Origin of the sequence: Nonomuraea sp. NPDC005730 (genome assembly GCF_040630865.1) — a bacterium.
In the GTDB taxonomy this organism is placed as follows: Bacteria; Actinomycetota; Actinomycetes; order Streptosporangiales; family Streptosporangiaceae; genus Nonomuraea.
In genome coordinates, this window is sequence record NZ_JBEXYK010000009.1 from 107,045 (window position 1) to 128,400 (window position 21,356).

The 21,356-nt window shown below is 72.6% G+C and carries 23 protein-coding genes; 9 read left to right on the forward strand and 14 right to left on the reverse strand.

The genetic code is table 11. The features are described from left to right. From ABZ444_RS14725 to ABZ444_RS14740, 4 genes are all read right to left on the reverse strand, one after another. Complete coding sequence (locus tag ABZ444_RS14725) at positions 1-1,314, reverse strand: serine hydrolase domain-containing protein (protein WP_357995911.1); 1,314 nt, start codon at positions 1,312-1,314, stop codon at positions 1-3. Then, the gene (locus tag ABZ444_RS14730) at positions 1,278-3,125 is read right to left on the reverse strand and encodes a S9 family peptidase (protein ID WP_357995914.1); all 1,848 of its coding nucleotides are present in this window, start codon (positions 3,123-3,125) and stop codon (positions 1,278-1,280) included. Before ABZ444_RS14730 ends, ABZ444_RS14725 begins: the two co-directional genes overlap by 37 nt. A 102-nt stretch (positions 3,126-3,227) precedes the next feature. Then, positions 3,228-3,734, reverse strand: a complete 507-nt coding sequence (locus ABZ444_RS14735) for a pyridoxamine 5'-phosphate oxidase family protein (protein ID WP_357995916.1) — start codon at positions 3,732-3,734, stop codon at positions 3,228-3,230. 86 nt (positions 3,735-3,820) lie between these two features. Then, positions 3,821-4,768, reverse strand: a complete 948-nt coding sequence (locus ABZ444_RS14740) for a LysR family transcriptional regulator (RefSeq protein ID WP_357995919.1) — start codon at positions 4,766-4,768, stop codon at positions 3,821-3,823. Between the two features lie 116 nt (positions 4,769-4,884). Between ABZ444_RS14740 and ABZ444_RS14745 the strand changes: the two genes are divergently transcribed. Next, positions 4,885-5,802 carry an NAD(P)H-binding protein gene (locus tag ABZ444_RS14745; protein ID WP_357995922.1) on the forward strand — a complete coding sequence of 306 codons (918 nt, stop codon included), beginning with the start codon at positions 4,885-4,887 and terminating at the stop codon, positions 5,800-5,802. Next, complete coding sequence (locus ABZ444_RS14750; protein ID WP_357995925.1) at positions 5,792-6,157, forward strand: darcynin family protein; 366 nt, start codon at positions 5,792-5,794, stop codon at positions 6,155-6,157. Before ABZ444_RS14745 ends, ABZ444_RS14750 begins: the two co-directional genes overlap by 11 nt. A gap of 17 nt (positions 6,158-6,174) precedes the next feature. Here the strand turns inward: ABZ444_RS14750 and rox are convergent, their stop codons facing one another. Both rox and ABZ444_RS14760 read right to left on the reverse strand, forming a co-directional pair. After that, the gene (rox, locus tag ABZ444_RS14755) at positions 6,175-7,632 is read right to left on the reverse strand and encodes a rifampin monooxygenase (protein WP_357995928.1); all 1,458 of its coding nucleotides are present in this window, start codon (positions 7,630-7,632) and stop codon (positions 6,175-6,177) included. A gap of 182 nt (positions 7,633-7,814) precedes the next feature. Beyond that, positions 7,815-8,810, reverse strand: coding sequence for a WYL domain-containing protein (locus tag ABZ444_RS14760; RefSeq protein WP_357995931.1), 996 nt, complete (start codon positions 8,808-8,810; stop codon positions 7,815-7,817). A 103-nt stretch (positions 8,811-8,913) separates the two neighbouring features. Here ABZ444_RS14760 and ABZ444_RS14765 point away from each other — a divergent pair, with 103 nt between their 5' ends. Continuing rightward, positions 8,914-9,309, forward strand: coding sequence for a RidA family protein (locus tag ABZ444_RS14765; RefSeq protein ID WP_357996224.1), 396 nt, complete (start codon positions 8,914-8,916; stop codon positions 9,307-9,309). A 240-nt stretch (positions 9,310-9,549) separates the two neighbouring features. Here the strand turns inward: ABZ444_RS14765 and ABZ444_RS14770 are convergent, their stop codons facing one another. From ABZ444_RS14770 to ABZ444_RS14780, 3 genes are all read right to left on the reverse strand, one after another. Then, positions 9,550-10,032, reverse strand: coding sequence for a carboxymuconolactone decarboxylase family protein (locus tag ABZ444_RS14770; protein ID WP_357995934.1), 483 nt, complete (start codon positions 10,030-10,032; stop codon positions 9,550-9,552). Between the two features lie 43 nt (positions 10,033-10,075). Next, on the reverse strand, positions 10,076-10,549 hold the full coding sequence (locus ABZ444_RS14775) for a carboxymuconolactone decarboxylase family protein (RefSeq protein WP_357995937.1): 474 nt from the start codon (positions 10,547-10,549) through the stop codon (positions 10,076-10,078). A gap of 100 nt (positions 10,550-10,649) precedes the next feature. After that, positions 10,650-11,249, reverse strand: a complete 600-nt coding sequence (locus ABZ444_RS14780) for a CGNR zinc finger domain-containing protein (RefSeq protein ID WP_357995939.1) — start codon at positions 11,247-11,249, stop codon at positions 10,650-10,652. 87 nt (positions 11,250-11,336) lie between these two features. Here ABZ444_RS14780 and ABZ444_RS14785 point away from each other — a divergent pair, with 87 nt between their 5' ends. Together ABZ444_RS14785 and ABZ444_RS14790 are read left to right on the forward strand one after the other, a co-directional pair. Next, a complete protein-coding gene (locus ABZ444_RS14785) occupies positions 11,337-12,125 on the forward strand; it encodes an MBL fold metallo-hydrolase (RefSeq protein WP_357995942.1) in 789 nt (262 codons plus the stop codon). A gap of 77 nt (positions 12,126-12,202) precedes the next feature. Continuing rightward, a complete protein-coding gene (locus ABZ444_RS14790) occupies positions 12,203-13,468 on the forward strand; it encodes an MFS transporter (protein ID WP_357995946.1) in 1,266 nt (421 codons plus the stop codon). A 3-nt stretch (positions 13,469-13,471) separates the two neighbouring features. On the opposite strand, the gene ABZ444_RS14795 is transcribed toward ABZ444_RS14790, so the two are convergent. Beyond that, positions 13,472-14,959 (reverse strand): FAD-dependent monooxygenase, encoded by a 1,488-nt coding sequence (locus ABZ444_RS14795; RefSeq protein WP_357995948.1) that lies wholly within the window; start codon positions 14,957-14,959, stop codon positions 13,472-13,474. 158 nt (positions 14,960-15,117) lie between these two features. Between ABZ444_RS14795 and ABZ444_RS14800 the strand changes: the two genes are divergently transcribed. Both ABZ444_RS14800 and ABZ444_RS14805 read left to right on the forward strand, forming a co-directional pair. Continuing rightward, a complete protein-coding gene (locus tag ABZ444_RS14800; RefSeq protein WP_357995951.1) occupies positions 15,118-15,243 on the forward strand; it encodes a hypothetical protein in 126 nt (41 codons plus the stop codon). 95 nt (positions 15,244-15,338) lie between these two features. Then, positions 15,339-16,082: a glucose 1-dehydrogenase gene (locus ABZ444_RS14805; protein ID WP_357995954.1), complete on the forward strand. Its 744-nt coding sequence runs from the start codon at positions 15,339-15,341 to the stop codon at positions 16,080-16,082. Positions 16,083-16,110: 28 nt separating this feature from the next. On the opposite strand, the gene ABZ444_RS14810 is transcribed toward ABZ444_RS14805, so the two are convergent. Continuing rightward, the gene (locus tag ABZ444_RS14810; protein ID WP_357995957.1) at positions 16,111-16,596 is read right to left on the reverse strand and encodes a hypothetical protein; all 486 of its coding nucleotides are present in this window, start codon (positions 16,594-16,596) and stop codon (positions 16,111-16,113) included. A gap of 139 nt (positions 16,597-16,735) precedes the next feature. On the opposite strand from ABZ444_RS14810, the gene ABZ444_RS14815 reads away from it, so the two are divergent. Next, positions 16,736-18,067 (forward strand): tetratricopeptide repeat protein, encoded by a 1,332-nt coding sequence (locus ABZ444_RS14815; protein ID WP_357995960.1) that lies wholly within the window; start codon positions 16,736-16,738, stop codon positions 18,065-18,067. Here ABZ444_RS14815 and ABZ444_RS14820 read toward each other — a convergent pair whose 3' ends face one another. The 3 genes from ABZ444_RS14820 to ABZ444_RS14830 are packed head-to-tail and all read right to left on the reverse strand — an operon-like array spanning position 18,068 to position 20,189. Then, complete coding sequence (locus ABZ444_RS14820) at positions 18,068-19,306, reverse strand: DUF6596 domain-containing protein (protein WP_357995963.1); 1,239 nt, start codon at positions 19,304-19,306, stop codon at positions 18,068-18,070. Beyond that, entirely contained in the window at positions 19,303-19,527 is a 225-nt protein-coding gene (locus ABZ444_RS14825) for a YciI family protein (RefSeq protein ID WP_357995966.1), read from the reverse strand. The genes ABZ444_RS14820 and ABZ444_RS14825 overlap by 4 nt, the downstream gene beginning before the upstream one ends. Positions 19,528-19,568: 41 nt before the next feature. After that, complete coding sequence (locus ABZ444_RS14830; protein WP_357995969.1) at positions 19,569-20,189, reverse strand: dihydrofolate reductase family protein; 621 nt, start codon at positions 20,187-20,189, stop codon at positions 19,569-19,571. Between the two features lie 149 nt (positions 20,190-20,338). Between ABZ444_RS14830 and ABZ444_RS14835 the strand changes: the two genes are divergently transcribed. Beyond that, a complete protein-coding gene (locus tag ABZ444_RS14835; RefSeq protein WP_357995971.1) occupies positions 20,339-21,322 on the forward strand; it encodes an AraC family transcriptional regulator in 984 nt (327 codons plus the stop codon). The last annotated feature ends 34 nt before the right edge of the window (positions 21,323-21,356 follow it).

Below are 21,356 nucleotides of genomic sequence, written 5' to 3' on the forward strand. Positions count from 1 at the left end.
TCAGGCGATCTTGGGGGTGGCGCGGACGCCGAGGTGGAAGTAGGGCGAGCCGTCGTCGAGCTGGTAGAACACGCCCGAGACCCAGTCGGGGTCGCCCTCGCGGCGGCCGACGAAGGTGACGTCGTCGACGGCGACGAGGTCGAGGTCGAACGGCTCCTGCAGGGCGGCGAGCGCGCCCGTCGCCTCGACGCGCAGCCTGAGCGCGCCGTCGTGCATGCTGGCGGTCATGCGCGCGCCGACCCGCTCGTAGACGCCGGCGTAACGCTCGACGTCCACCTGCACGGGGGTCTCCGGCGGGCCGAGCACCGGCGGCACGGCCAGGCCGTCGAGCTCGGCGAACAGCTCGGTGGCCACGGCGTGGGTGAGGGCGCCGCTGTGGCCGCCGTTGGTGGTCACGCACACGACGGTGCCGGTGTCGGGCACGACCCAGAGCATGGCGTGCTGGCCGATGGTGTTGCCGCCGTGCGAGATGACGCGGTGGCCGGACCACTCGTCGAGGATCCAGCCGATGCCCCACTGCCTGCCCAGGGTGTGCGGGTTGGGGATGTCGACCTGCGGCTCCCACATCGCCCGCGGGTCGTCCAGCAGGCCGCCCTCCAGGTGGGCGCGGCCGAAGGCGACCACGTCCCGCGGACGGGCGCAGATGAGGCCGGCCGGGCCGCACGAGCGCATGAGGCCCCACACCGGGGCCGCCTTGCCGTCCTCGACGTGGCCGTGCGCGGCGCGGAAACGCAGCACGTCCTCCGGCAGCGTCCAGGTGTGGGTCAGGCCGAGCGGCTCGCAGATGTTCTCGCGCAGCACCTCGTCCCAGGTCTTGCCCTCCAGCACCTCCAGGATGCGCCCGGCGATGACGAAGCCGGAGTTGCAGTAGGACTGGGTGGCGCCGAGCGGGTGGTTCTGCGCCAGGTCGGCGCAGGCCTCGACGTACTTCTGGATGCAGTCGTCGCCGCGGCCGGTGTCGAGGAACAGGTCCCCGTCGATGCCGCTGGTGTGCGACAGCAGGTGCCGGACCGTGACGGTCTTGGTCACCTCGGCGTCGGCGACCCGGAAGCCGGGCAGCAGCTCGGCGACCGGGGTGTCCAGGGTCAGCCGGCCGCGCTCGACCTGCTGCATGAGCAGGGTCGCCGTCCAGACCTTGGAGACCGAGCCGATCTGGAACAGGGAGTCGGGGGTCGCCTCCACGCCGGTGTCGACGTTGAGCACGCCCGCGGCGAACTCGTGCAGCTCCCCGTTGTGCAGGTAGGCGAGCGCCGCGCCCGGGACCTCGTACTTCTCGATCAGTTCGGCGAGACGCTGACCCATTGTTCCAGCCACGCGAGGATCCTTTCGTTGTAGTCGAAGCGGTGTGAAGGCCGTCCGTTGAGGATAAAAAGGTGTGAACCACCGGGATACCGGACCAGGCGGACCGGCACCCGGCGCTCGCGCAGCGCCTCGAACCACTGCTCGGCCTGGCCGATCGGGCAGCGGTCGTCCGACCCGCCGTGCAGGATCAGGGTCGGGGTGACGACGTCGCCGGCGTACGTGATCGGCGACTGCTCGACGAACTCGTCCCTGACCTCGTGCTTGGCCAGGAAGTAGCCGAGGTCGGCGGTGCCGAGCATGCTGCGCAGGTCGACCACGACCCCACCGGGGACGGCCGCGGCGAAGCGCCCGGTCCTGCCGGTGAGCCAGCACGTCATGTAGCCGCCGTAGCTGTAGCCGGTGACCGCCAGCCGGGCGGGGTCGGCGACGCCCTCCTCGACCAGGACGTCGAGCGGGGTGTGGAAGTCGTCCTCGTCCGAGAGGCCCCAGGCACCGGCCGTGGCGGTGTAGAACGCCTCGCCGTACCCGTCGCTGGCCCGGGGGTTCACCAGCAGCACGGTCCAGCCCTGGGCGGCGAGCGCCTGGTGGTAGAGGTGCACGCCGTCGAAGACGGGCGCCCAGGCGTTGTGCGGGCCGCCGTGGATGTCCAGCAGCAGCGGGCCCGGCTCGGTGAGCGTCTCGTCGCGCAGCACGAACGCCTCGACCGGCGTGCCGTCGGGGGCGGTGAAGGTGCGGCTGCGCGCCTGGAACAGCTCGACGCCCTCCGGGGCGTGGTCGGTGAGGGCGTCGCCGTCGAGGTAGACGTCACCGGCGCTGCGCGGCGTGGAGGCGACGTAGGCCACCCGGCCGGCGGCGACGCTGACGCCGGCCACGTTCCGGTCGGCGTCGACGATGCGCTCGGCGACACCGCCGGGCGCCAGCCGGTACAGATGGGTGAATCCGCGGTCGCGGACGCAGAACAGCAGGTCGTCGCCGTTGAGCGTGGGCGTCGCCCCCGGGTAGCCGGGCGCGCCGATCATCACGTTGCGGTCGAGGCCGGTCTCGATCTCGGCGAAGTCATCCCCTTCCAGGGCGAACAGCCGGGTGTGGCCCTCGGGCACGCCGCGGTAGCCGGCCACGATCCAGCGGCCGCCCAGCCACCAGACGCCCATGCAGATCACGTCGTCGCCGCCCGCGCGTTCGAGCGCGCCGTCCTGCTTGGGCTCGACCAGGTAGAGGCCGCCGCAGATGTCCAGGTCGCGGTCGGGGTCCAGGCCGGCGGTGAAGGCCAGCAGGTCGCCGTCCGGGGCCCAGGCGGGCGCGCCGGCGTGGAAGTCGCCCGAGGTCACCTGTGCCGAGACGCCGTCCTCGACGTCGACGACGAACAGGTGTGTGGTCAGGCCGCACAGCAGCCCGGCGCCGTCGGCCTTGTACTCCAGCGTGTCGATGACGATCGGCGCGTTCGGGTCCACCTCGCCGGCCGGCCCGGCGTAGGCGATTCGGGTGCCGTCGGGCGACCAGACGGGCACGCCGGCGCCGAGCGGCGCCGAGGTGAGGACGCGCGGCTCGCCGCCGTCCATGGGCAGCAGGTGGATCTGCGGCGGCCCGCCGGCCGGGCGCAGGAAGGCGAGGGTGCGGCCGTCGGGCGACCAGCGGGGGGCCGCACCGGTCGCCAGCCTGCGCGGGGCGGCGCCCGGGGTGGCCAGCCAGATCTCGGTCACGTTGGCATCGGACTCGCGGTCCGCGGTCGTCAGGGTGTAGGCGACGGCGGAGCCGTCCGGACGCAGCTGCGGATCACCGGGTACGGCCAGGCCGTACAGGTCGTCGAGGGAGAGGCGGCGCATGACCGAACGCTAGGCCAGGCCGCCGCAGTCCTCTTCATCGTGGACGACGAATAGCGTCTGAGACCTTGTGCCCGGGGCCAAAGCGCCCCCCGGGCCGCCCGTCTACCGCGTCGTGGCGCTCTCGCGCTCTGCCCGCTCCCTGATCAGCTCCTCGACCGCGCTCGGCAGGGTCGTCTCGAAGTCGATCAGCTTCACCCACGTCGGGGTGACGACGATGCGGACCATGCCGTCGTAGAGCGAGCGGACCTCGGCCTCCCACTCGACCCGCTGCTCGGGCGTCATCTCGTACGAGCCGTTCATCTGCAGGAACTCCTCCGGGATGCCGTCCACGACGTCCAGTTCGGCCCGGCCGCGGATCAGCAGGATCTTGGGCGGGTGCACCTCGGTGTCGATCGTCAGGGCGACCATCGGGTTCGCGCGCAGGGCCGCGAGCTTGGGGGCGTTCTTCGTGGTGCACATGACGATCCGGGAACCGTTCCAGGTGAACGAGATCGGGACGTTGCGCGGCGTGCCGTCCTTGGCCACGTACGCCAGCCGGGTCAGGTCGCGGGCCAGCAGCTCCCGGCTGATCGGCCGGTCCATGATCTCGGTGATCTCGGTCGTTCGCATGGTCGTCCCTCCAGGGTCGTCGTGTTCCGCCCCTGGGACGGAGCCGCCGGAGCGTTCTCGACATCCGCCGGCGAAGTTTTTTCGGCCTACCGATGGCTATCCCCGCCGGCCGGACGGAGTACCCGGCGCACGGCGTCACGCAACCACCGGTGGGCCCCGTCGGCGGTGTGGCGCGGGTGCCAGGCCGTGCCGATGGTCAGCGGCGGCAGCGGCACCGGGATCTCCAGCAGGCGCAGCCCGAGCGCGCGCGCCGCGTCGCCCAGCGGCGAAGGCGGCTCCCCCGGCAGCTCGGCCGGCACCAGGCAGACCGCGTCACCGGCCGCGGCCAGCGCCATCGCCGCCAGATGTCCGGGCAGGACGGCGCTGACCCGCCGGCTGAGCCCCTGCTCGGCGAGGGCCACGTCCAGCGGGCCGGTGAAGCGCCCCCGGCGGCTGACCGCCACGTGCTCGGCGGCGGCCAGCCCGGCGGGCGTCAGGGGTCGCCCGGCGAGCGGGTGCCCGTCCCTCACCCCGGCGGCCATCCGCAGCGTGACCAGCTCCTCGACCCGGGTCTCCGGGTCGACGTGGTCGATGGCCCCGATCTCCAGGTCGACACGGCCCTCGCGGAGCGCGGGGCCCGCCTCCCACTCCTCGGCCAGCACCCGCAGCGAGACGCCCGGCGCCCCACGCCGGGCCAGGTCGAGCAGGCCCGGCGCCAGCGCCGCGCCGACCAGGTCCGACGCCTGGACGGTGAAGGTGCGCCGCATCGCGGCCGGATCGACCCCGCCGCTCGGGGTGAGCAACGCCTCCAGCCGGCGCACCACCGCGGCGGCCTCGTCCCGCAGCGCCTCGGCGCGGGGCGTGGGCACCATCGCCTGCCCCGCCCGCACCAGCAGCGGGTCCTGCAGCACCCGGCGCAACCGGGCCAGGGTGCGGCTCATCGCCGCGGGTGACGTTCCCAGCCGGGCGGCGGCACGGGTGACGCTCTGCTCGGCCAGCAGGGCGTCGAGGGCGACGGCGAGGTTGGCGTCCAGGTTCGGGGTCGTGCTGGTCAACGGCGTCATTCCAGTTCGGGCAAGGATTGCATGCTGAAGTTCCCATTGTGGCAATACGGGCCGGATCTGCACGATGAAAGCGCTGTACCGATCCGACAAGAACCGCGAGGTTTCTCATGATTGTCATCACCGCCCCCACCGGGAACATCGGCCGGCGGCTGCTGTCCCTGCTGGTCGAGGCCGCGCCCGCCCGCGGAGAGGAGGTGCGCGTCGTCGTCCGCGACCCCGCCCGGCTCCCCGACGCCGTCCGCGGCCGGGTCGAGGTGGTCACCGGCTCGCACGGCGACGCCGCGACCGTCGAGCGCGCCTTCGCCGGGGCCGACGCCGTCTTCTGGCTGGTGCCGCCGGACGCCTCGGTCACGCCCGAGAAGGGGTTCAGCGGCTTCACCCGACCGGCCGCACGGGCGTTCGCCGCCTCCGGCGTCGGCCATGTCGTCGGCGTCTCGGCGCTCGGCCGCGGCACCCCGCAGGCCGCCCGGGCCGGGCTGGTCACCGCCTCCCTGGCCATGGACGACCTGATCGCCGCCTCCGGCGTCGCCTACCGCGCCCTGGCCTGTCCGTCCTTCCACGAGAACCTGCTGGAGGAGGCCGGCTCGATCCGCGCGGACGGCGTCTTCACCGACACCGCCGCCGCGGACCGTCCGGCCCCGATGGTGGCCGTCGCCGACATCGCCGCGACGGCGGCCGGGCTGCTGCTGGACCGCTCCTGGACCGGCGTCGGCAGTGTTCCGGTGCTCGGCCCGCAGGACCTGTCGCCCGACGACCTGGCCCGCATCATGACCGAGGAGCTGGGCCGTCCGGTCCGCTACCGGCGTCAGCCGTTCGGCGAACTGCGGTCGGCCCTGCTCGGCCACGGCCTCGACGAGGCGTTCGTCGAGGCCGTCGTCGAGATGAAGCGCGCCAAGGACGAGGGCCTGGACGCGGGCGTCCACCGCGCGCCGCAGGCCGCACAGGCCACCGGATTCGCGCAGTGGTGCGCGCGCACGCTCAGGCCCGCCGTCCTCGGCACGCCGGAGGCAGCCGATGCCCGCTGACCGGACCGAACCGCCGGTCACCGCGTTCATGCTGGTCAAGACCACGCCCGAGTGGCTGGCGATGACCGTGGCCGAACGCGTGCACGCCTTCACCACCCAGGTCGTCCCGGTGATCGAGGCCCGCACCCGCGGCGTGCGCTCCCGCTTCTACGACACGGAGTTCTACTCGGCTCGGGTCACCGACATCTGGGTCTGGGAGGCCGACGACCACGACGCCTACCGGCTGCTGATCGACGCGCTGCGCGAGACCCCCTTCTGGGACCGCTACTTCGACGTCGTGGACCTGCTCGTGGGCACCGAGAACGGCTACGCCCGCACCTACGGCGTGGCCCCGGTGGCCACCCTCGCCACCTGATCCGACTCAGGGGGACATCAGCCGGCCGGCCTGCCGAACCAGCGGGACAGGTGGCCGTCCAGGTCCCGCTGGTCGTCGCCGATCCAGGCGACGTGGCCGTCCGGACGCAGCAGGACGCACGGAACGTCCAGGGCCGCGGTGGGATCCGCGACGTGGTCGACCCGGTCCGACCAGCCGCCGGCGGTCAGGCGTTCCGTGCGGTCGAGCAGCAGGCCGCGGCCGCGGCGCAGCAGATCGTAGAGGCGGCCCTGTTTCACGTCGATGTCGCGCAGGCGGCGGCCGAGCAGGTCGGGACCCTCACCGAAGTCGTAGCGGACGCCGATCGCGGTGATCTTCTCGATCAGGTGCCGGTTCACCTCGTCGAAGTCCATCAGCTCGGTGAGCAGCCTGCGCACGGCCCGCGGCCCCGGTTCGGCGGACAGCAGTTCCGCCTGGGCGCGGGTGTTGTCCAGCACGTCCGCCGCGACCGGCCGGCGCTCGGCCTGGTAGGTGTCCAGGAGCGGGTCCGGCGCCCGGCCGCGGATCTGCGCGGCCAGTTTCCAGCCGAGGTTGACGGCGTCCTGAACGCCCAGGTTCAGGCCCTGTCCGCCGATGGGCGGGTGGATGTGCGCCGCGTCGCCGGCCAGCAGCACCCGCCCGACCCGGTAGTGCTCGGCCAGCCGGGTGGCGTCCCCGAACCGGGACAACCAGCGCGGGGAGTGCACGCCGAAATCGGTTCCGGCGACGGCGCGCAGTTGTCGCCGGAACTCGTCGAGGGTGGGCGGCGCCGCGCGGTCGCCGGCCTCGGCGGCGGGCACGACGACGCTGTAGATCCCCTGGCCGAAGGGCCGGAGCCAGAACGGCTGAGGCTTCTCGCGCATCCCGGCCACCGTGGCGGCGATCTCCTCCTGCGGTACGCCCACCTCCATCTCGCCCATCAGCGTCCCGGTCCGCGAGGGCTCGCCCGGGAAGCCGACGCCGAGCAGTTTGCGCACTGTGCTGCGCGCGCCGTCGCAACCGACGAGATAGCGGGCACGCACCCGTTCCCCGTCGGCCAGTTCGACGGTCACGCCCTCGTCGTCCTGGTCGAGACCGGCCACCGCGCGACCGCGCCGGACGTGCGCGCCCAGTTCGAGCGCGTGTTCTTCGAGCAGCCGCTCGATGACCGGCTGCGGGATGCCCACCATGTAGGCGTGCGCGGAATCCAGGCTCTTGGGCGCGGGCTTGTCGATGGCGGCGAAGAAACCGGCGGCCGGACGCTGTCGTCCCTGCTGGAGCACGCGCTCCAGCAGCCCGCGCATCGCCATCAGTTCGAGGCTGCGAATGTGCAGACCGACGATGCGGACGAACGACTTCGGCTCGGTCTCCTTCTCCAGGACGAGGACCCGTACGTCGTGCAGCCGCAGTTCGGCGGCGAGCATCGCGCCGGTCGGCCCGCACCCGGCGATGACCACGTCGTAGGCGAGGGGTGCTGCGGTGGACTGCGGAGAATGCATGGTTGTTGCCTTTCGGGAGTGCCTGCTGGCGCGGCGCTCCCGGCGACACCTGCCTCAGTCGCCGACCGTGACCCCCAAGGGGAGCACCCATGTCGTTGTTGTTGCCAGGGGTACCACCTCCTCGATCTCCTGCACGGCCACCGGCAAACTAGCAGCGGCCGCCGCGGGCCGCCAACAGGTTTTCACGCAGGCTCCTGGCGACAGGCGGACGGCGCCTGGTAGCGGGCGGCGAGCGCGGTCGCGCGGGCGTGCAGGGAGTCGCGCAACCACTGCGGGGCCAGGGCCTCGGCGTCCGTGCCGAGCTGCCACAACGCCCAGACGGCGTGCCGGTCGTCCTGGAAGGTCACCTCCATCCGCAGCAGGCCGTCGGCGTCGGCCTCCTCGGCGAGGACGGCCAGCGCGGTGCCCAGCAGCTCCTCCCGCCGCCTGGGAGCCATCCGCACCAGCACGGTGACCTGGTCGCCGCCGCTGCGGAACCGGGTGCTGCGTTCCTGCCAGGCCCGGCCCAGGTCGACCCGGTCGGGCCGCTGCGCGGGTTCGGGGAGCGCCCTGGCGGCCTGGACGCGCGACAGCCGGTAGGTACGGTCGGCCCCGGACCTCGTGGCCAGCAGGTAGCCGCGGTCGCGGATGGTGACCAGGCCGATCGGGTCGACCGTCCGCCACTCCGGTGCCCCGCCGAAGGGCGCGTAGTGGATCTCCAGCTTGCGTCCGGCGAAGACCGCGCGCAGGACCTCGGCTGCCACGGCGTCGGGAACCTCCTCGGCGGCCGGCCGGCGGGACAGCAGGTCGGTCTCCGGGTCGATGAGCAGCCGCTCGGCCGCGCCGGCCGCGGTGTCCCGGTAGCTCTCGGGGAGCGCGTCGACCACCTTGAGCATCGCGGAGGCGAGCGCCGAGCCGAGGCCGAACGCCTGCGCGCCGCGCCGCGATCCGGCGACCAGCAGGGCGAGCGCCTCGTCGGGGTTGAGGCCGGTGAGCTCGGTCCGGAAGCCGGGCAACAACGCGAAACCGCCGTGCCGGCCGCGTTCGGCGTAGACCGGGACGCCCGCCGCGGACAGCGCCTCGATGTCGCGCAGCACCGTGCGGGTGGACACCTCCAGCTCGCGGGCGAGGGTGGTCGCGGACAGCCGTCCGTGCTGCCGCAGCAGCAGCACCAGGGAGACCAGCCGGTCGGCACGCATGCGAAAACCCTACCGAGATACACGACACAGGATGTCGTGATTCGTTGGGAGGCTGATCACCATGACGTCGAAGAACGTGACATCGAACGGAGCGGACGTGACATTGGAACGAACGGCGATCAACCCGGTCACCTGGTCGGTCGAGATGGGGTTCAACCAGGGCGAGCTGGTCTCCGGGCAGACCCGCACCCTGTACTGCTCCGGGCAGACCGCGATGGGCGACGACGGCACGCCCCGGCACGACGGTGACATGGCGGCGCAGCTGGCGTTGAGCCTCGACAACCTGGAGGCCGTCCTCGGGAAGGCCGGCATGTCCTTGGCGAGCCTCGTCCGGCTCAACGTGTACACCACGGACGTGGATCTGCTCTTCCAGCACTACGGCGTGCTGGCGGCGCGGCTCGGGGCCGCCGGGGCGGCGCCGGCCACCACGATGCTCGGCGTGACCCGGCTGGCGATCCCCACGTTGATGGTCGAGCTGGAGGGGACCGCGGTCGCCTGACGCGACCGCACCGCCGGCGGCCGGTGTCGGTCGAGTGACAGCCCCGCCGCCTCGCCACCCGGGACGCCGGCCTGGTGCGGCTGCTCACCGAAGGCGACCCGCGGACGTCCTCGCCGACGCCGTGGCCCTCCTCCTCGACAGCGCGATCGCCCCCGTCGGCCAAGCCGTCCCCGCGGACTGAACCCGGCCTGCGGTGACGGACGCGGTGTCACCTGTGTCAGCTCAGGTGGAGGGTGTCGATCAGTCCGCCATCCCGGCGAACATGCCGGGCTCGTAGGAACCGCCGGGCTTGCGCACGATCACGTTGAGCCGGTTGTTCGCGTTGATCATGGCGACCAGGGAGACCAGCGCGACGGTCTGGTCGTCGTCGTAGTGCCTGCGCACCTCGGCCCAGGTCTCGTCCGACACGCCGTGGTGGCCGTCGGCGATCCGGGTGCCCTCCTCGGCCAGCGCCAACGCGGCCCGCTCTGCCTCGGTGAACACCGTCGACTCACGCCAGGCGGCGACCAGGTGGACGCGGGTGGCGCTCTCACCGGCGGCCGCGGCGTCCTTGGTGTGGTAGTCGACGCAGAAGCCGCAGCCGTTGATCTGGCTGGCACGCAGCATCACCAGGTCCTGGACGGTCTTGGGCAGCGGCGACTTCTCGATCAGCACGGCGACGTTGTAGACGCGCTTCGCGATCTTGGCGCCGAGTTCGTTGGTCAGCAGGTCGAGACGTTCCATGACGGGGGTCCTCACTTCGCGGGCTGTGTGTCGTGGGGGTCGTTCACCGGGCGGCGGGCTGGTAGGCGCCGCCGCGCTGCCGGTTGATGACGGCGAAGCGGTTGGTGGCGTTGATGAGCGCGATGAACGCCACCAGGGCGGCGAGCTGGTCGTCGTCGTAGTGCTCGGCGGCGTTCGCCCAGGCCTCGTCGGTGACGCCGCCGGCGCCGTCGGCGATGCGGGTGCCCTGCTCGGTCAGCTCCAGGGCGGCGCGCTCGGCGTCGGTGAACACCGTCGACTCGCGCCACGTGGCGACCAGGTTCAGGCGGGTGCTGGTCTCGCCGGCGTGCGCGGCGTTCTTGCCGTGGACGTCGGTGGCGTAGCCGTCGCCGTTGATCTGGCTCGCGCGCAGCATCACCAGGTTCTGGGTCGTGGCGGGCAACGCCGACTCCTGGATGAGCACCGGGGCCACAGCGCCGTAGTGCCCCATGGCCTTGGCGACGACCGGGCTGCCGAAGAGGTTCAGGCGGGTTTCCATGATGTGCTCCTTGCTTCTCGGTGGTTCGACCAAGAGATGCCGGAGACCCGCGTCCTGTGACAGATGGAAACGTGACGTGCGCCACACCGGCGCGGGACGGTCAGCCAGGAGCCGGCTGGGTGCGCCGGGCGTAGGCGCGGGCGGCGCGGGCGCGGTCGCCGCATCGCGTGGAGCACCAGTGGCGGCGGCCGTGCCGCAGCAGGTAGCGGTTGCAGGGCGGAGATCCGCAGCTGGTGAGGCGTTCGGCGTCGGGGCCGGTGAGCAGGTCGGCCGTGTCGGCGGCCAGGGTCGCGAGAGCGCGGTCGAGGATCTCGTTGGTGGGGCACGGCGTCGCGCGGTAGGGGCCGTTCTTCTCGTCCCAGTACAGCAGGGCGGCGGTGGGGGCCTTGCTCAGCGCGTCGTTGACGGCGGACAGGGCCGTGGGCAGGACGGGCAGCCCCGCGACATGCGCGCTGAACAGCGCCCTGACGTGCTCGCGCAGCGAGCGCAGCTGCGTCGCGCACATCTCCTGCACCCCGGCGTCGGCCGGCGCGAGGCCGCGTTCGGTGAGCCAGCGATTCGTCGCCGCCGGGGTGCCGAGGAGGTCGATGAACTGCCCTCCGGGCAGCGCGATGGCGCTGTTGACGAAGTCGAGGGCGAGGTGGTCCGCCGCCCCCGGCGCGGGCGGCAGCACGGACTCGGCGGTCGGCGTCTCGCTCATGTGTCTCATGGTACGGCTTGCGCTCGTCCGTGAGACACCGTTACCGTCATCACGGATAAACCACTTCCCATCCGTGAGGTATTGCGCATGGCCAGTTTCGGCGCGCCCATCGAGCAGATCCCCGTCCGCGTCCTGGGCGGTCCCACCGCCCTCTTCGAGTACGGTGGCCTGCGATTCCTGACCGACCCGACCTTCGACGCCCCCGGCGACTACGACGTGCCGGGCGGCCGGCTGACCAAGACGGCTCCCCCGTCCGCCACGCCCGCCGACCTCGGCCGCATCGACGTGGTCCTGCTCTCCCACGACGAGCACCCCGACAACCTGGACCATGCGGGCCGCGCGCTGCTGGCCGACGTCCCGCTCACGCTCACCACGCCCGGGGGCGGGCAGCGCCTGGACGGCGGCGCCAAGGGCCTGGCCGACTGGGAGTCGGTCGAGCTGGACCGCCGCGACGGCGGCACGATCACCGTCACCGGTGTGCCCGCCGTGCACGGCCCCGGCCCGCGCGAGGAGGTCGAACCGATCACCGGCCAGGTCGTCGGGTTCGTCCTGACCGGGGAGGGCCTGCCCACGGTCTACGTCAGCGGCGACAACGCCTCGCTGGACGCGGTCCGGCAGATCGCCGACCGGTTCGGCCCGGTGGACACCGCCGTGCTCTTCGCCGGTGGGCCCCGGTTCTCCGTCCTGTTCGACGGGCGGCTGATCGTTCTCGACAGCGCGCAGGCCGTGGAGGCGGCCGGGATCCTCGGCGCCCGCCGGGTGGTTCCCGTGCACTACGACAGCTGGGCCCACTTCACCGAGGGCCGCGACGAGCTGGTGGCCGCCTTCACCGCCGCCGGCCTGCTCGACCGCCTGGACCTGGGCGACCGAGCCTGACCACGCGTGCGGCCCGGGCAGCCGTCCGGGCCGGAGCCAACGCCGTCGACGGCAACCCCTCTCGAAAGAACTCTCTCGTGACGACCAATGTGCCCGTCCGGACATCCGACGTCCCGCGCGTCGAGGCGCAGCGCCACTCCCTGATCGTCCTGGTCATCGCCCAGGTCCTCAGCGGCGTCGGGCTGGCGGCCGGCGTGACCGTCGGCGCCCTGCTCGCCCAGGACATGCTCGGCTCCACCGGCCTCGCCGGGCTGCCCAGCGCCGTGGGCACCGCCGGCTCCGCCCTGGCGGCCGTCGCCGTCGGGCGCGTCTCCCAGGCCCGCGGCCGCCGCCCCGGCCTCGCCCTGGGGTATCTCGCCGGCGCCGTCGGCAGCGGCGGCGTCATCGCCGCCGCCGTCGCCGGCGACCCCGTCCTGCTGTTCCTCTCACTCTTCCTGTACGGCGCCGGCACCGCCACGAACCTCCAGGCCCGCTACGCCGGAGCCGACCTGGCCGCCCCCGCACGCCGGGCGGGCGCCGTGTCCACCGTGCTGGTCGCCACCACCCTGGGTGGCGTGGCGGGACCCAACCTCGCCGCGCCCACCGGCAGCCTCGCGGCCGTCCTCGGCGTCCCGTACCTGGCGGGGCCGTTCCTGCTCGCCGGGGTCGCGTACGCGCTGGCCGCCCTGGTCCTGGCCGTCTGGCTGCGTCCCGACCCACTCCTGCTGGCCCGCGCCCTGGAGGCCGACCCCGCAGCCACCCCGCACGCACAGCCGGACGACGTCGGCAGCCGGACCCGGCCGTCCGTCGCTCGGCGCCGCCCCGGCGTGGCGGTCGGCGCGCTGGTCATGGTGCTCACCCAGGTCGTCATGGTCGCGATCATGACCATGACGCCCGTCCACATGCACGACAGCGGGTCCGGCGCCGCCGCGTCCGGCCTGGTCATCGCGATCCACATCGGCGCGATGTACCTGCCCTCGCCCCTGACCGGCCGGCTCGTCGACCGTCACGGCCCGCTCGCGGTCGCCGCCGCCTCCGGGCTGGTCCTGCTGGCCGCCGGTACGCTCGCCGCCATCGCCCCCGACGACTCCGTCGCCGCCTACGCGGTGGCCCTGGCGCTGCTGGGGCTGGGCTGGAACCTCGGCCTCGTCACCGGTACCGCGATCATCACCGACGCCGTCCCCCTGGCCACCCGTGCCAGGACACAGGGCTGGGTCGACGTGTCCATCGCGATCGCCGGCGCCGTCGGCGGCATGGCCTCGGGTCTCGTCGTCGCCGTCGCCGGTTTCCCTCTCCTCGCCGTCGGCGGCGGCGTCCTGGCGCTGGCCATCGTGCCGGTGGTCGTCATCGCACGCAGACGGTGAGCGTCACCCCATGCGGACGGGCGCGCCCGCCCACCGCGTCAGGGCGTCGGTGAGGCCCGAGACGTCGGTGACCGAACCGGCCCAGCAGACATAACCGTCGGGCCGTACCAGGACGGCGTCCGCCCCGAGCTCCGCCTGCACGTGCACCCGGCCGATCCTGGCCGACCACGGCTCGGCGGCCCGGGCGAACGCGGCCTCGTCGGCGGTCGTCAGCAGCAGGCCGCGGCCGTCGCGCAGCAGCCGGGCCACCCGGCCGGGCCCGGACGCCGTCACCAGGTCGAGATCGGGGACGTGGCGTCCCAGCAGGTGGTGGCGCCGGCCGGGCAGGTCGTAGCGGATGTCCAGCCCTGAGATCATTCCGGCGACGATCCGGTTGGCCTCGGGCACCCGGACGAGCTGCTCGACGATGTCGCGCAGGGCCACGTTCTCCTCCTCCGGCACGATCAGGACGGCCTGCGCGCGGGTGTTGGCCAGGACGCGCGCGGCGACCGGATGCCGTTCGGAGTGGTAGGTGTCGAGCAGCCCCTCGTGCGCCCACCCGCCGATCTCGGCCGCCAGCTTCCAGCCCAGGTTGACCGCGTCCTGCAGCCCGAGGTTGAGTCCCTGCCCGCCCATGGGCGAGTGGATGTGCGCGGCGTCCCCGGCGAGCAGGATCCGGCCATGGCGGTACCGTTCGACCTGCCGCGAGGCGTCGGTGAACCGGGACGCCCAGCGAACGCCCGTCAGCCGGACCCCCGGGCCGAACTCGTTGTGCAGCGCCCGCTGCACCTCCTCCTCGGTGATCGGGGTGTCGCGGGACAGCGCCTGCTGCTCGGCCCCGTAGAACAGGAACCGGTGGACGCCGTCGCCGATGGGCGCGATGTAGCCCTTGCCGGTCTTGTCGGGCGTCATGACGGGCAGGGTCCAGGTCTCCGGCACGGCGCCGTCCGGGTCGGCGATCGTGATGTCGGCGACCACCGAGAGCAGCTTGCCGTCCAGGCCGGGAAAGCCGACGCCCAGCAGCTCGCGGACGGTGCTGCGGCCGCCGTCGCAGCCCACCAGGTAACGCGCCGTGAGCCGCGATCCCCCGCCCGCGGGCCCGCGCAGGGTCGCCTCGACCCCGTCGGCGTCCTGCGACAGCGCGGTCACCTCGTGCCCGCGCAGGACCCGCACGCCCAGCTCGCCGAGCCGCTCCTCCAGCAGGGCCTCGACGCGCCCTTGGGGGATGCCGATCGAGTACGGATGCCGGGTGTCCCAGGCGGTGTAATCCAGTCGAAGCCCCGCGAAATGCCCGCCGGGCACCCGCTGGATCGCCCGGTCCATGAGGCGTTCGAGCAGACCTCGTAACTCGAGCGCCTCCGCGGAGCGGGGCTGGATGCCGAGCGCCTTGGACTGCCCGCTGCGCCGGGGAAGCCGTTCGACGACCACGGCCTCCACCCCTGCGAGGCCCAGCTCTGCGGCGAGCATGAGCCCGGTCGGCCCGGCTCCGACGACGATCACATCGACGTTCATCACGGATGCTCCGTTCGACAGGGATCGGCGATGAGGTCGCCGACCGCTGCGCAGACGGTAACGGCGAGGGTGCCGGTTCCCGCAACGATAGTCACCGAGATCCACACCTTCTGCGGCGATCTATAATTTCGACTGATATCGAATCAAGGAGTCGCGTCATGGCCGCCCCCGGCAACCGCCTCGCCGTGGAGAGCACCGCCGGACTCTGGCACGCCCGCATCGTCGTCAGCGCCACGGGCACCCTCCCGCTCCTCGCGCGCGCCGTCCGGCCGAGCATGTCGTGATTTTCTTCGGCACGGACGTCGAGACCGGCGCCCCCGCTCCGACTCAGCTGCGAGTCGCTCCGGACAGAGGAGCGGCCGACGGCAAGGGAGTCGACATGGGGACGCTGGAGAACAAGAACGCACTGGTGACCGGCGGGTCGCGGGGTATCGGGCGGGCGATCGTGGTGCGGCTGGCCCGTGAGGGCGCGGCGGTGCTGTTCACCTACCACCGCGACCAGGCGGCGGCAGAGGCGGTGGTGGCCGAGGTGGCGGCCTTCGGCGGGCGGGCGATCGCCGTACGGGCGGACCAGGGACGCATGGAAGACCTCAAGCACCTCTTCGGCGAGGTCGACCGCTGCCTGGACGGCCTGGACGTGGTGGTCAACAACGCGGCGATCAATCCCATGGGGGACATCCGCGACGCAGTCGAGAGCGACTTCGACGAGGTGATGGCGGTCAACACCAAGGGGCCGTTCTTCGTCATGCAGGCCGCCGCGGAAAGGCTCGGCGAGGGCGGCCGGATCGTCAACATCTCCTCCACCGGCGCGGCGCCGGGCCTGGCCCTGTACTTCGCCAGCAAGGCGGCGCTGGAGTCGATCACCGCGGTCGCCGCCCGCGAGTTCGGCCCCAGGGGCATCACGGTCAACAGCGTCTCCCCCGGCGCCACCGACACGGACATGATGCGCGCCGCCGCCGGTGAGCATCTGGAGCAGGCCATCGAGCACACCGTGGCCCTGACGCCGCTGCAACGGCTCGGACGCCCCGAGGACATCGCCAACGTCGTCGCCTTCCTGGCCGGGCCCGACTCCCAATGGATCACGGGCCAGAACCTGCGGGTCTCCGGCGGCCTGGTGATCTGACCGGCGGCAGCGGGCCGTTCCGTCCCGGTCAGGAGCCGTCGAACGGCTCCAGAGGGCGGGCGCCGAGCACGCACCGGGCCGGCACGTGCGGCAGGCACGCCTGCACACCGGCGATCTCCTCCTCGCCGATCGTCCAGTCCATGGTGGCCGGGCCGCCGCCGAGGAGGACCGCCTCCATGAAGTCGTTCCAGCGTCCGTACGAGCTGAGCAGGACCATGTCGTCCGGCACGTCCAGGTCCAGGACGACGTAGCGGGCGTACTCCTCGTCGGTCTGCGGGCAGAGGAGGGCCTCGGCCGTCACGGCCACCGTGTCGTCGCGGGTGTCCGGGCCGGGCCACGCCCACACCGGCGGACGGCCCCGGCAGTCGAGGCCGCGCCTGGCCATCTCCGTCACCATCTCCTCGTAGATCTGCCGGTACGACGGGATCGACAGGCGGGCCCAGTCGCCGGCCAGTTCGCCGTCGGTCTCCAGCGTGACCAGGACCGCCCGGTGCTGCACCGTCCACAAACGCATCGGACGATTGTGGCAAGACAGCACAGCACGATCCACGCGGTTTCTGACATGAAAGCGCGGCCGCCGGCGATCTCGCGTATCGCGGGTGTATCGAAAAACGCATACATCACGGCAACAGCCGTCCCCCTTCACTGGAGGCATGGAAAGGGAGAAGGCTTCGGCCGATGACGGGAGATGGGACCGGCGTTCGTTGTTCCGGGGGGCCGCCGCGCTGGCCGGCGCCGCCGCGACGGCGCCGCTGCTGGACGGGGCGGCCACGGCGCTGGCCGACGGCGGCGACGCCGACGCGCTGTTCAAGGCCGGGGAGTTCGAGCAGGCCGGCCGCGCGTACGAGGAGATCCTGAAGAAGGACCCCGGGAACCTGCACGCGGCCCGCCGGCGCGGCCATGTCGGGCTGCTGTCCAACCGGTTCCCCGAAGCCGAGAAGTACCTCAAGACGGCCGTCCGCCTGGCGCCCGCGGACAAGGAGGCCAACGAGCTCCTGGGCGACTGCTACATCCGGCAGGACAAGTTCGCCCTCTCCGTTCCGTGCTGGCAGGCGGCCGGCGCGGAGGACTACGCCAAATGGTTCGCGGCGATCAGCGGGGATCCGTACCAGATCAAGGGCGACGTCGGCCGGGCGCGGTTCCTGCAGATGGACCCGCGGCCGCTGGTGGAGGCCTCGGTCAACGGCGGACCGGCGAAGCGCTTCACGTTCTACACCGGCGCCCCGAACCTGAGCCTGACCGCGTCGGCGGCCAAGGAGGCCGGGCTGAAGGCCGTCGTCAGTCAGAAGACCGACTTCGAGGGCACGCCCATCTGGGTGTACTACGGGGTGCTGGACTCCTTCAGGCTGGGCGGCATCGAAGTGCGCAACGTCCCCGTCGGCTGGTCGTCGACGGAATCGGGCGCGGACGTCGGCACCGACGGCGACGGCCTGATCGGCACGTGGCTCTTCTACCACCTGCTGACCACGTTCGACTACGCGGGCCGGCACCTGATCCTGCGCCGCCGCACCCCCGAGACGGCCAGGAAGGCACGCGCCGCCGCCGCGCGGGCGGGCGCCGAGCCGCTGCCGATGTGGCTGGCCCGTGACCACGACGTGCACAGCCTGGGCAGCATCGCGGGGTCCGGCCCGCGGGTGGTGGGCGTGAACCTCGGCGGGGTCGGCGAGGTCGCCGCGGGCATGCCCGGAGAGGTGGCCAAACGCCTGGGGGTCCGGATCGACCACGACCGCCCGATCGAGACGTTCGCCCACAGCCACCCGACCATCACCCACCCCTGCTATCCGGAGGAGATCCGGCTCGGCGGCGCCGTCGCCGAGCGGGTCTACTGCGAGGCGGACCCGAACATGCCGGTCAACGTGCCCTGGCCCTACGGGACGGGCTTCGACGGGATCGCCCACTTCGCCCACTGCTTCTTCAAGCCCTACAACCTCACCCTCGACTTCACCGACATGAAGCTCTACATCGCCCGCGGCAAGGCCACCTGATCATCGCGACCGCGGCCGGTCGCGGCGGCGGGTCAGGGAGGCGGTCTCGGCGGTGTTGCCGGCCAGTTCGATGGCCTTGTCGTAGGCGGCGCGCGCCTCCTGATCGCGGTCCAGCCGGCGCAGCAGGTCGGCGCGGGTGGCGTGGTAGGCGTGGTAGCCGGCCAACCTGTGCCCGAGACGGTCGACGGCCGCCAGTGCCACCTCCGGCCCGTCGAGCTCGGCGACCGCGACGGCCCGGTTGAGCGCGACGATCGGCGAGGGGTCGAGGCGGACGAGCTGGTCGTAGAGGGCGAGGACCTGCGACCAGTCGGTGTCGCGCATGTCGCGGGCGGAGGTGTGCACGGCGTTGATCGCCGCGAGGATCTGGTAGCGGCCCGGCGCCGCCCCGGCGGCGGCCGCGGCCAGGCGCTCGCGCACCAGCCGGTGGCCCTCGGCGATCAGCGCCACGTCCCAGGCCCCGCGGTCCTGCTCGTCGAGCGCGACCAGTTCGCCGCCGGCCGAGACGCGGGCGGGGCGGCGGGCCTCGATCAGCAGCATCAGCGCCAGCAGCCCGGTCACCTCGCCGTCGTCCGGCAGGAGGGCACGGATCAGGCGGGTGAGCCGGATCGCCTCGGCGGTCAGCTCGTGCCGTACGGGATCGGTGCCGGGGCCGGTGGCCAGGTAGCCCTCGTTGAATACCAGGAACAGGACGGCGAGCACGCCGGAGACACGCGCCGGGAGATCTTCGGCGGACGGCACCCGATAAGGGATGCGCGCCGCCTTGATCTTGGCCTTCGCGCGGGTGATCCGCTGCCCCACGGCACTCTCCTGCGCCAGGAAGGCGCGGGCGATCTCGGGCATGGTCAGGCCGGCGACCAGGCGCAGCGTCAGCGCCACGCGGGCCTCCATCGCCAGCGCCGGATGACAGCAGGTGAAGATCAGCCGGAGCCGGTCGTCGTCGATGGCGCCGGCAGGCCCGGGCAGGTCGTCGTAGGACATCTGAGCCTTCCTGTGCTTGTCGTCACGCTTGTTCTCGCGCCGGATCCGGTCGATGGCCTTGCGGTTGGCGGTGGTGGTCAGCCAGGCGCCCGGATTGGGCGGAACGCCGTCGGCCGGCCACCGTTCGACGGCGGTCGCGAACGCCTCGGCGGCCGCCTCCTCGGCGATGTCGAGGTCACCGAAGCGCCTGGTCAGGGCGGCGACGACCCGGGCCCACTCCTCACGGTGGGCCCGGATGACCACCTCGCGGGCGTCGTTCACAGGAACGGTCCCACCTCGACCCTGCGGTTGCGGTGCTTCGCCCCGTCGGCGGCGAGCCGGAGCGCCACGTCGAGGTCGGGGGCCTCGATGATCCAGAAGCCGGCGAGGTACTCCTTGGACTCCAGAAAGGGCCCGTCGGTGACCATCGCCTCCGCGCCCCGGTTGTCGATGACGGTGGCCGAGTCGGTGCTGTGGTCGATCACGGAACTCAGGTATCGCATGTGAAGATCGTCTCCTGTGGAGTCAGGGCGGCGGGCGTCACTCAGGCCGTGGCGTACCGCGGGCGCCCGGCCGGTCGGTAGACCTGGATCGTCACGCCCTTGGTGTCGACCCGCGACTCGACCAGGTCGAGCGCGAGATCGGGGCCGGCGTCCGGGAACAACCGCGCGCCCTGGCCGAGAACCACCGGAACGACGATCAGGGTCAGCTCGTCGACCAGGTCGTTCGCCAGCAGCCACCGGACCAGCGTGCCACTGCCGTGCACCTGCACCTCACCCCCCGGCTCTGCCTTCAGTGCCCTGACGGCGGTCCTGAGGTCGCCGGGCAGGACGGTGGTGCCCGCCCATGCCGGATCGGTGAGCGTGGCCGACGCCACGTACTTGGGCCGCATGTTCAGCGCGCCCAGGACGGTCTCCCAGCCGGGGACGTCCCGGGCCGTCAACGACCCCCACGAGCCGGCGAACAGCTCGTAGGTGCGCCGCCCGAACAGGAACGCGTCGGCGCGCCCGTAGGTCTGGTTGATGAACGTCGTGGTCTCGTCGTCACCCCTGCCCAGGGCCCATCCGCCGCGCTCGAACCCGTTCCCGCGGTCCTCCTCCGACGCGCCGCCGTTGCCCTGCATCACTCCGTCGACGGTGACCTGGGTCATGGTCGTCAGCTTCATGGTCGCGCTTCCTCCGCCTGTGGCGCCGCCCCTCGCGGGCGGCCTCACCCCTGCTACGAACGCCGCCGCCGCGATCCGACACCGCCGCCCGGATCTCTTGTGCGTACTTTTACATGGAACGCCGAGGGCGGGACGCCCGATCATCTGGTGTGCTCCTCAGCAACCGTGCCGTCTTCGCCAGCTCCGACCTCGACGAGGTCCGCGGCGAGGTCGCCAAGGTGTTCTGCCCGCACCGGCTGGACCTGGCCGGGGACGCGAACCTGCTGTCGGCCCGGTTCAACTCCGTGCAGCTCGGCTCGGTCCGCGTGAGCTACCTCGACTACGGGGCCGACGTGCACATCGAGCCGGGCGACCTCGACACGTTCTTCCTGGTCATGATCCCGCTCGCCGGACGCAGCCTGATCCGCGCCGGCGACGAGGAGATCGTCTCCACCCCGTTGCTGGCCTCGCTGCCCTCGCCCACTCGCCACCTCGACATGCGCTGGGCCGCCGGCTGCCCGCAGTTGCTGGTCAAGTTCGAGCGCTCGGCGATCGAACGCTCGCTGGAGCAGATGCTCGGCGAGCCGCTCGACGGCCCGGTCATCTTCGACCTCGGCATGGACCTGACGACGGGCTGGACCCGTTCCTGGCGCGACATGGCCGACCTGCTGGTCAGGGAGGCCGAACGGGACGACGGGCTGGCCGGCCACCCGCTGGCCATCGCCCATCTGGAGAACGCCCTGATCACCCTGCTGCTGACCATGCAGCCCTCCAACTACCTGAAACGACTGACCGCTCCCAGGCCGCCCGCGCTGCCGAAGGTGGTGCGCCGGGCGATGGAGTTCATCGAAGGGCACGCCCACCTCCCGCTGAGCACCACGGACATCGCCGGCGCCGTCGCGGTCAGCAGCCGCTCCCTCCAGGAGGGCTTCCGCGCGCATCTCGGGCTGTCCCCGATGGCCCACCTCAGGCAGGTCCGGCTGACGCGCGTGCACGACGAGCTCAGGACGGCCGACCCGGCCAGGGCCACGGTGACCACGGTGGCCGCCCGATGGGGATTCCTGCACCAGGGACGATTCGCCGCCCAGTACCGCGAGAGGTACGGGCAGCCGCCGTCGGAGACGTTGCGCAGAGGTCCCGCGTCAGGCGGATGAGATCCGCGCTCAGCGGATGGCACGGGCGCACACG

Coding starts and splice junctions, on each gene's coding strand:
- ABZ444_RS14730 (WP_357995914.1), bottom strand. CDS start 3,125: ATGCGCCGCCTCTCCCTCGACGACCTGTACGGCCTGGCCGTACCCGGT.
- ABZ444_RS14735 (WP_357995916.1), bottom strand. CDS start 3,734: ATGCGAACGACCGAGATCACCGAGATCATGGACCGGCCGATCAGCCGG.
- ABZ444_RS14745 (WP_357995922.1), top strand. CDS start 4,885: ATGATTGTCATCACCGCCCCCACCGGGAACATCGGCCGGCGGCTGCTG.
- ABZ444_RS14750 (WP_357995925.1), top strand. CDS start 5,792: ATGCCCGCTGACCGGACCGAACCGCCGGTCACCGCGTTCATGCTGGTC.
- rox (WP_357995928.1), bottom strand. CDS start 7,632: ATGCATTCTCCGCAGTCCACCGCAGCACCCCTCGCCTACGACGTGGTC.
- ABZ444_RS14760 (WP_357995931.1), bottom strand. CDS start 8,810: ATGCGTGCCGACCGGCTGGTCTCCCTGGTGCTGCTGCTGCGGCAGCAC.
- ABZ444_RS14770 (WP_357995934.1), bottom strand. CDS start 10,032: ATGGAACGTCTCGACCTGCTGACCAACGAACTCGGCGCCAAGATCGCG.
- ABZ444_RS14775 (WP_357995937.1), bottom strand. CDS start 10,549: ATGGAAACCCGCCTGAACCTCTTCGGCAGCCCGGTCGTCGCCAAGGCC.
- ABZ444_RS14780 (WP_357995939.1), bottom strand. CDS start 11,249: ATGAGCGAGACGCCGACCGCCGAGTCCGTGCTGCCGCCCGCGCCGGGG.
- ABZ444_RS14785 (WP_357995942.1), top strand. CDS start 11,337: ATGGCCAGTTTCGGCGCGCCCATCGAGCAGATCCCCGTCCGCGTCCTG.
- ABZ444_RS14795 (WP_357995948.1), bottom strand. CDS start 14,959: ATGAACGTCGATGTGATCGTCGTCGGAGCCGGGCCGACCGGGCTCATG.
- ABZ444_RS14800 (WP_357995951.1), top strand. CDS start 15,118: ATGGCCGCCCCCGGCAACCGCCTCGCCGTGGAGAGCACCGCCGGACTC.
- ABZ444_RS14805 (WP_357995954.1), top strand. CDS start 15,339: ATGGGGACGCTGGAGAACAAGAACGCACTGGTGACCGGCGGGTCGCGG.
- ABZ444_RS14810 (WP_357995957.1), bottom strand. CDS start 16,596: ATGCGTTTGTGGACGGTGCAGCACCGGGCGGTCCTGGTCACGCTGGAG.
- ABZ444_RS14815 (WP_357995960.1), top strand. CDS start 16,736: ATGGAAAGGGAGAAGGCTTCGGCCGATGACGGGAGATGGGACCGGCGT.
- ABZ444_RS14825 (WP_357995966.1), bottom strand. CDS start 19,527: ATGCGATACCTGAGTTCCGTGATCGACCACAGCACCGACTCGGCCACC.
- ABZ444_RS14830 (WP_357995969.1), bottom strand. CDS start 20,189: ATGAAGCTGACGACCATGACCCAGGTCACCGTCGACGGAGTGATGCAG.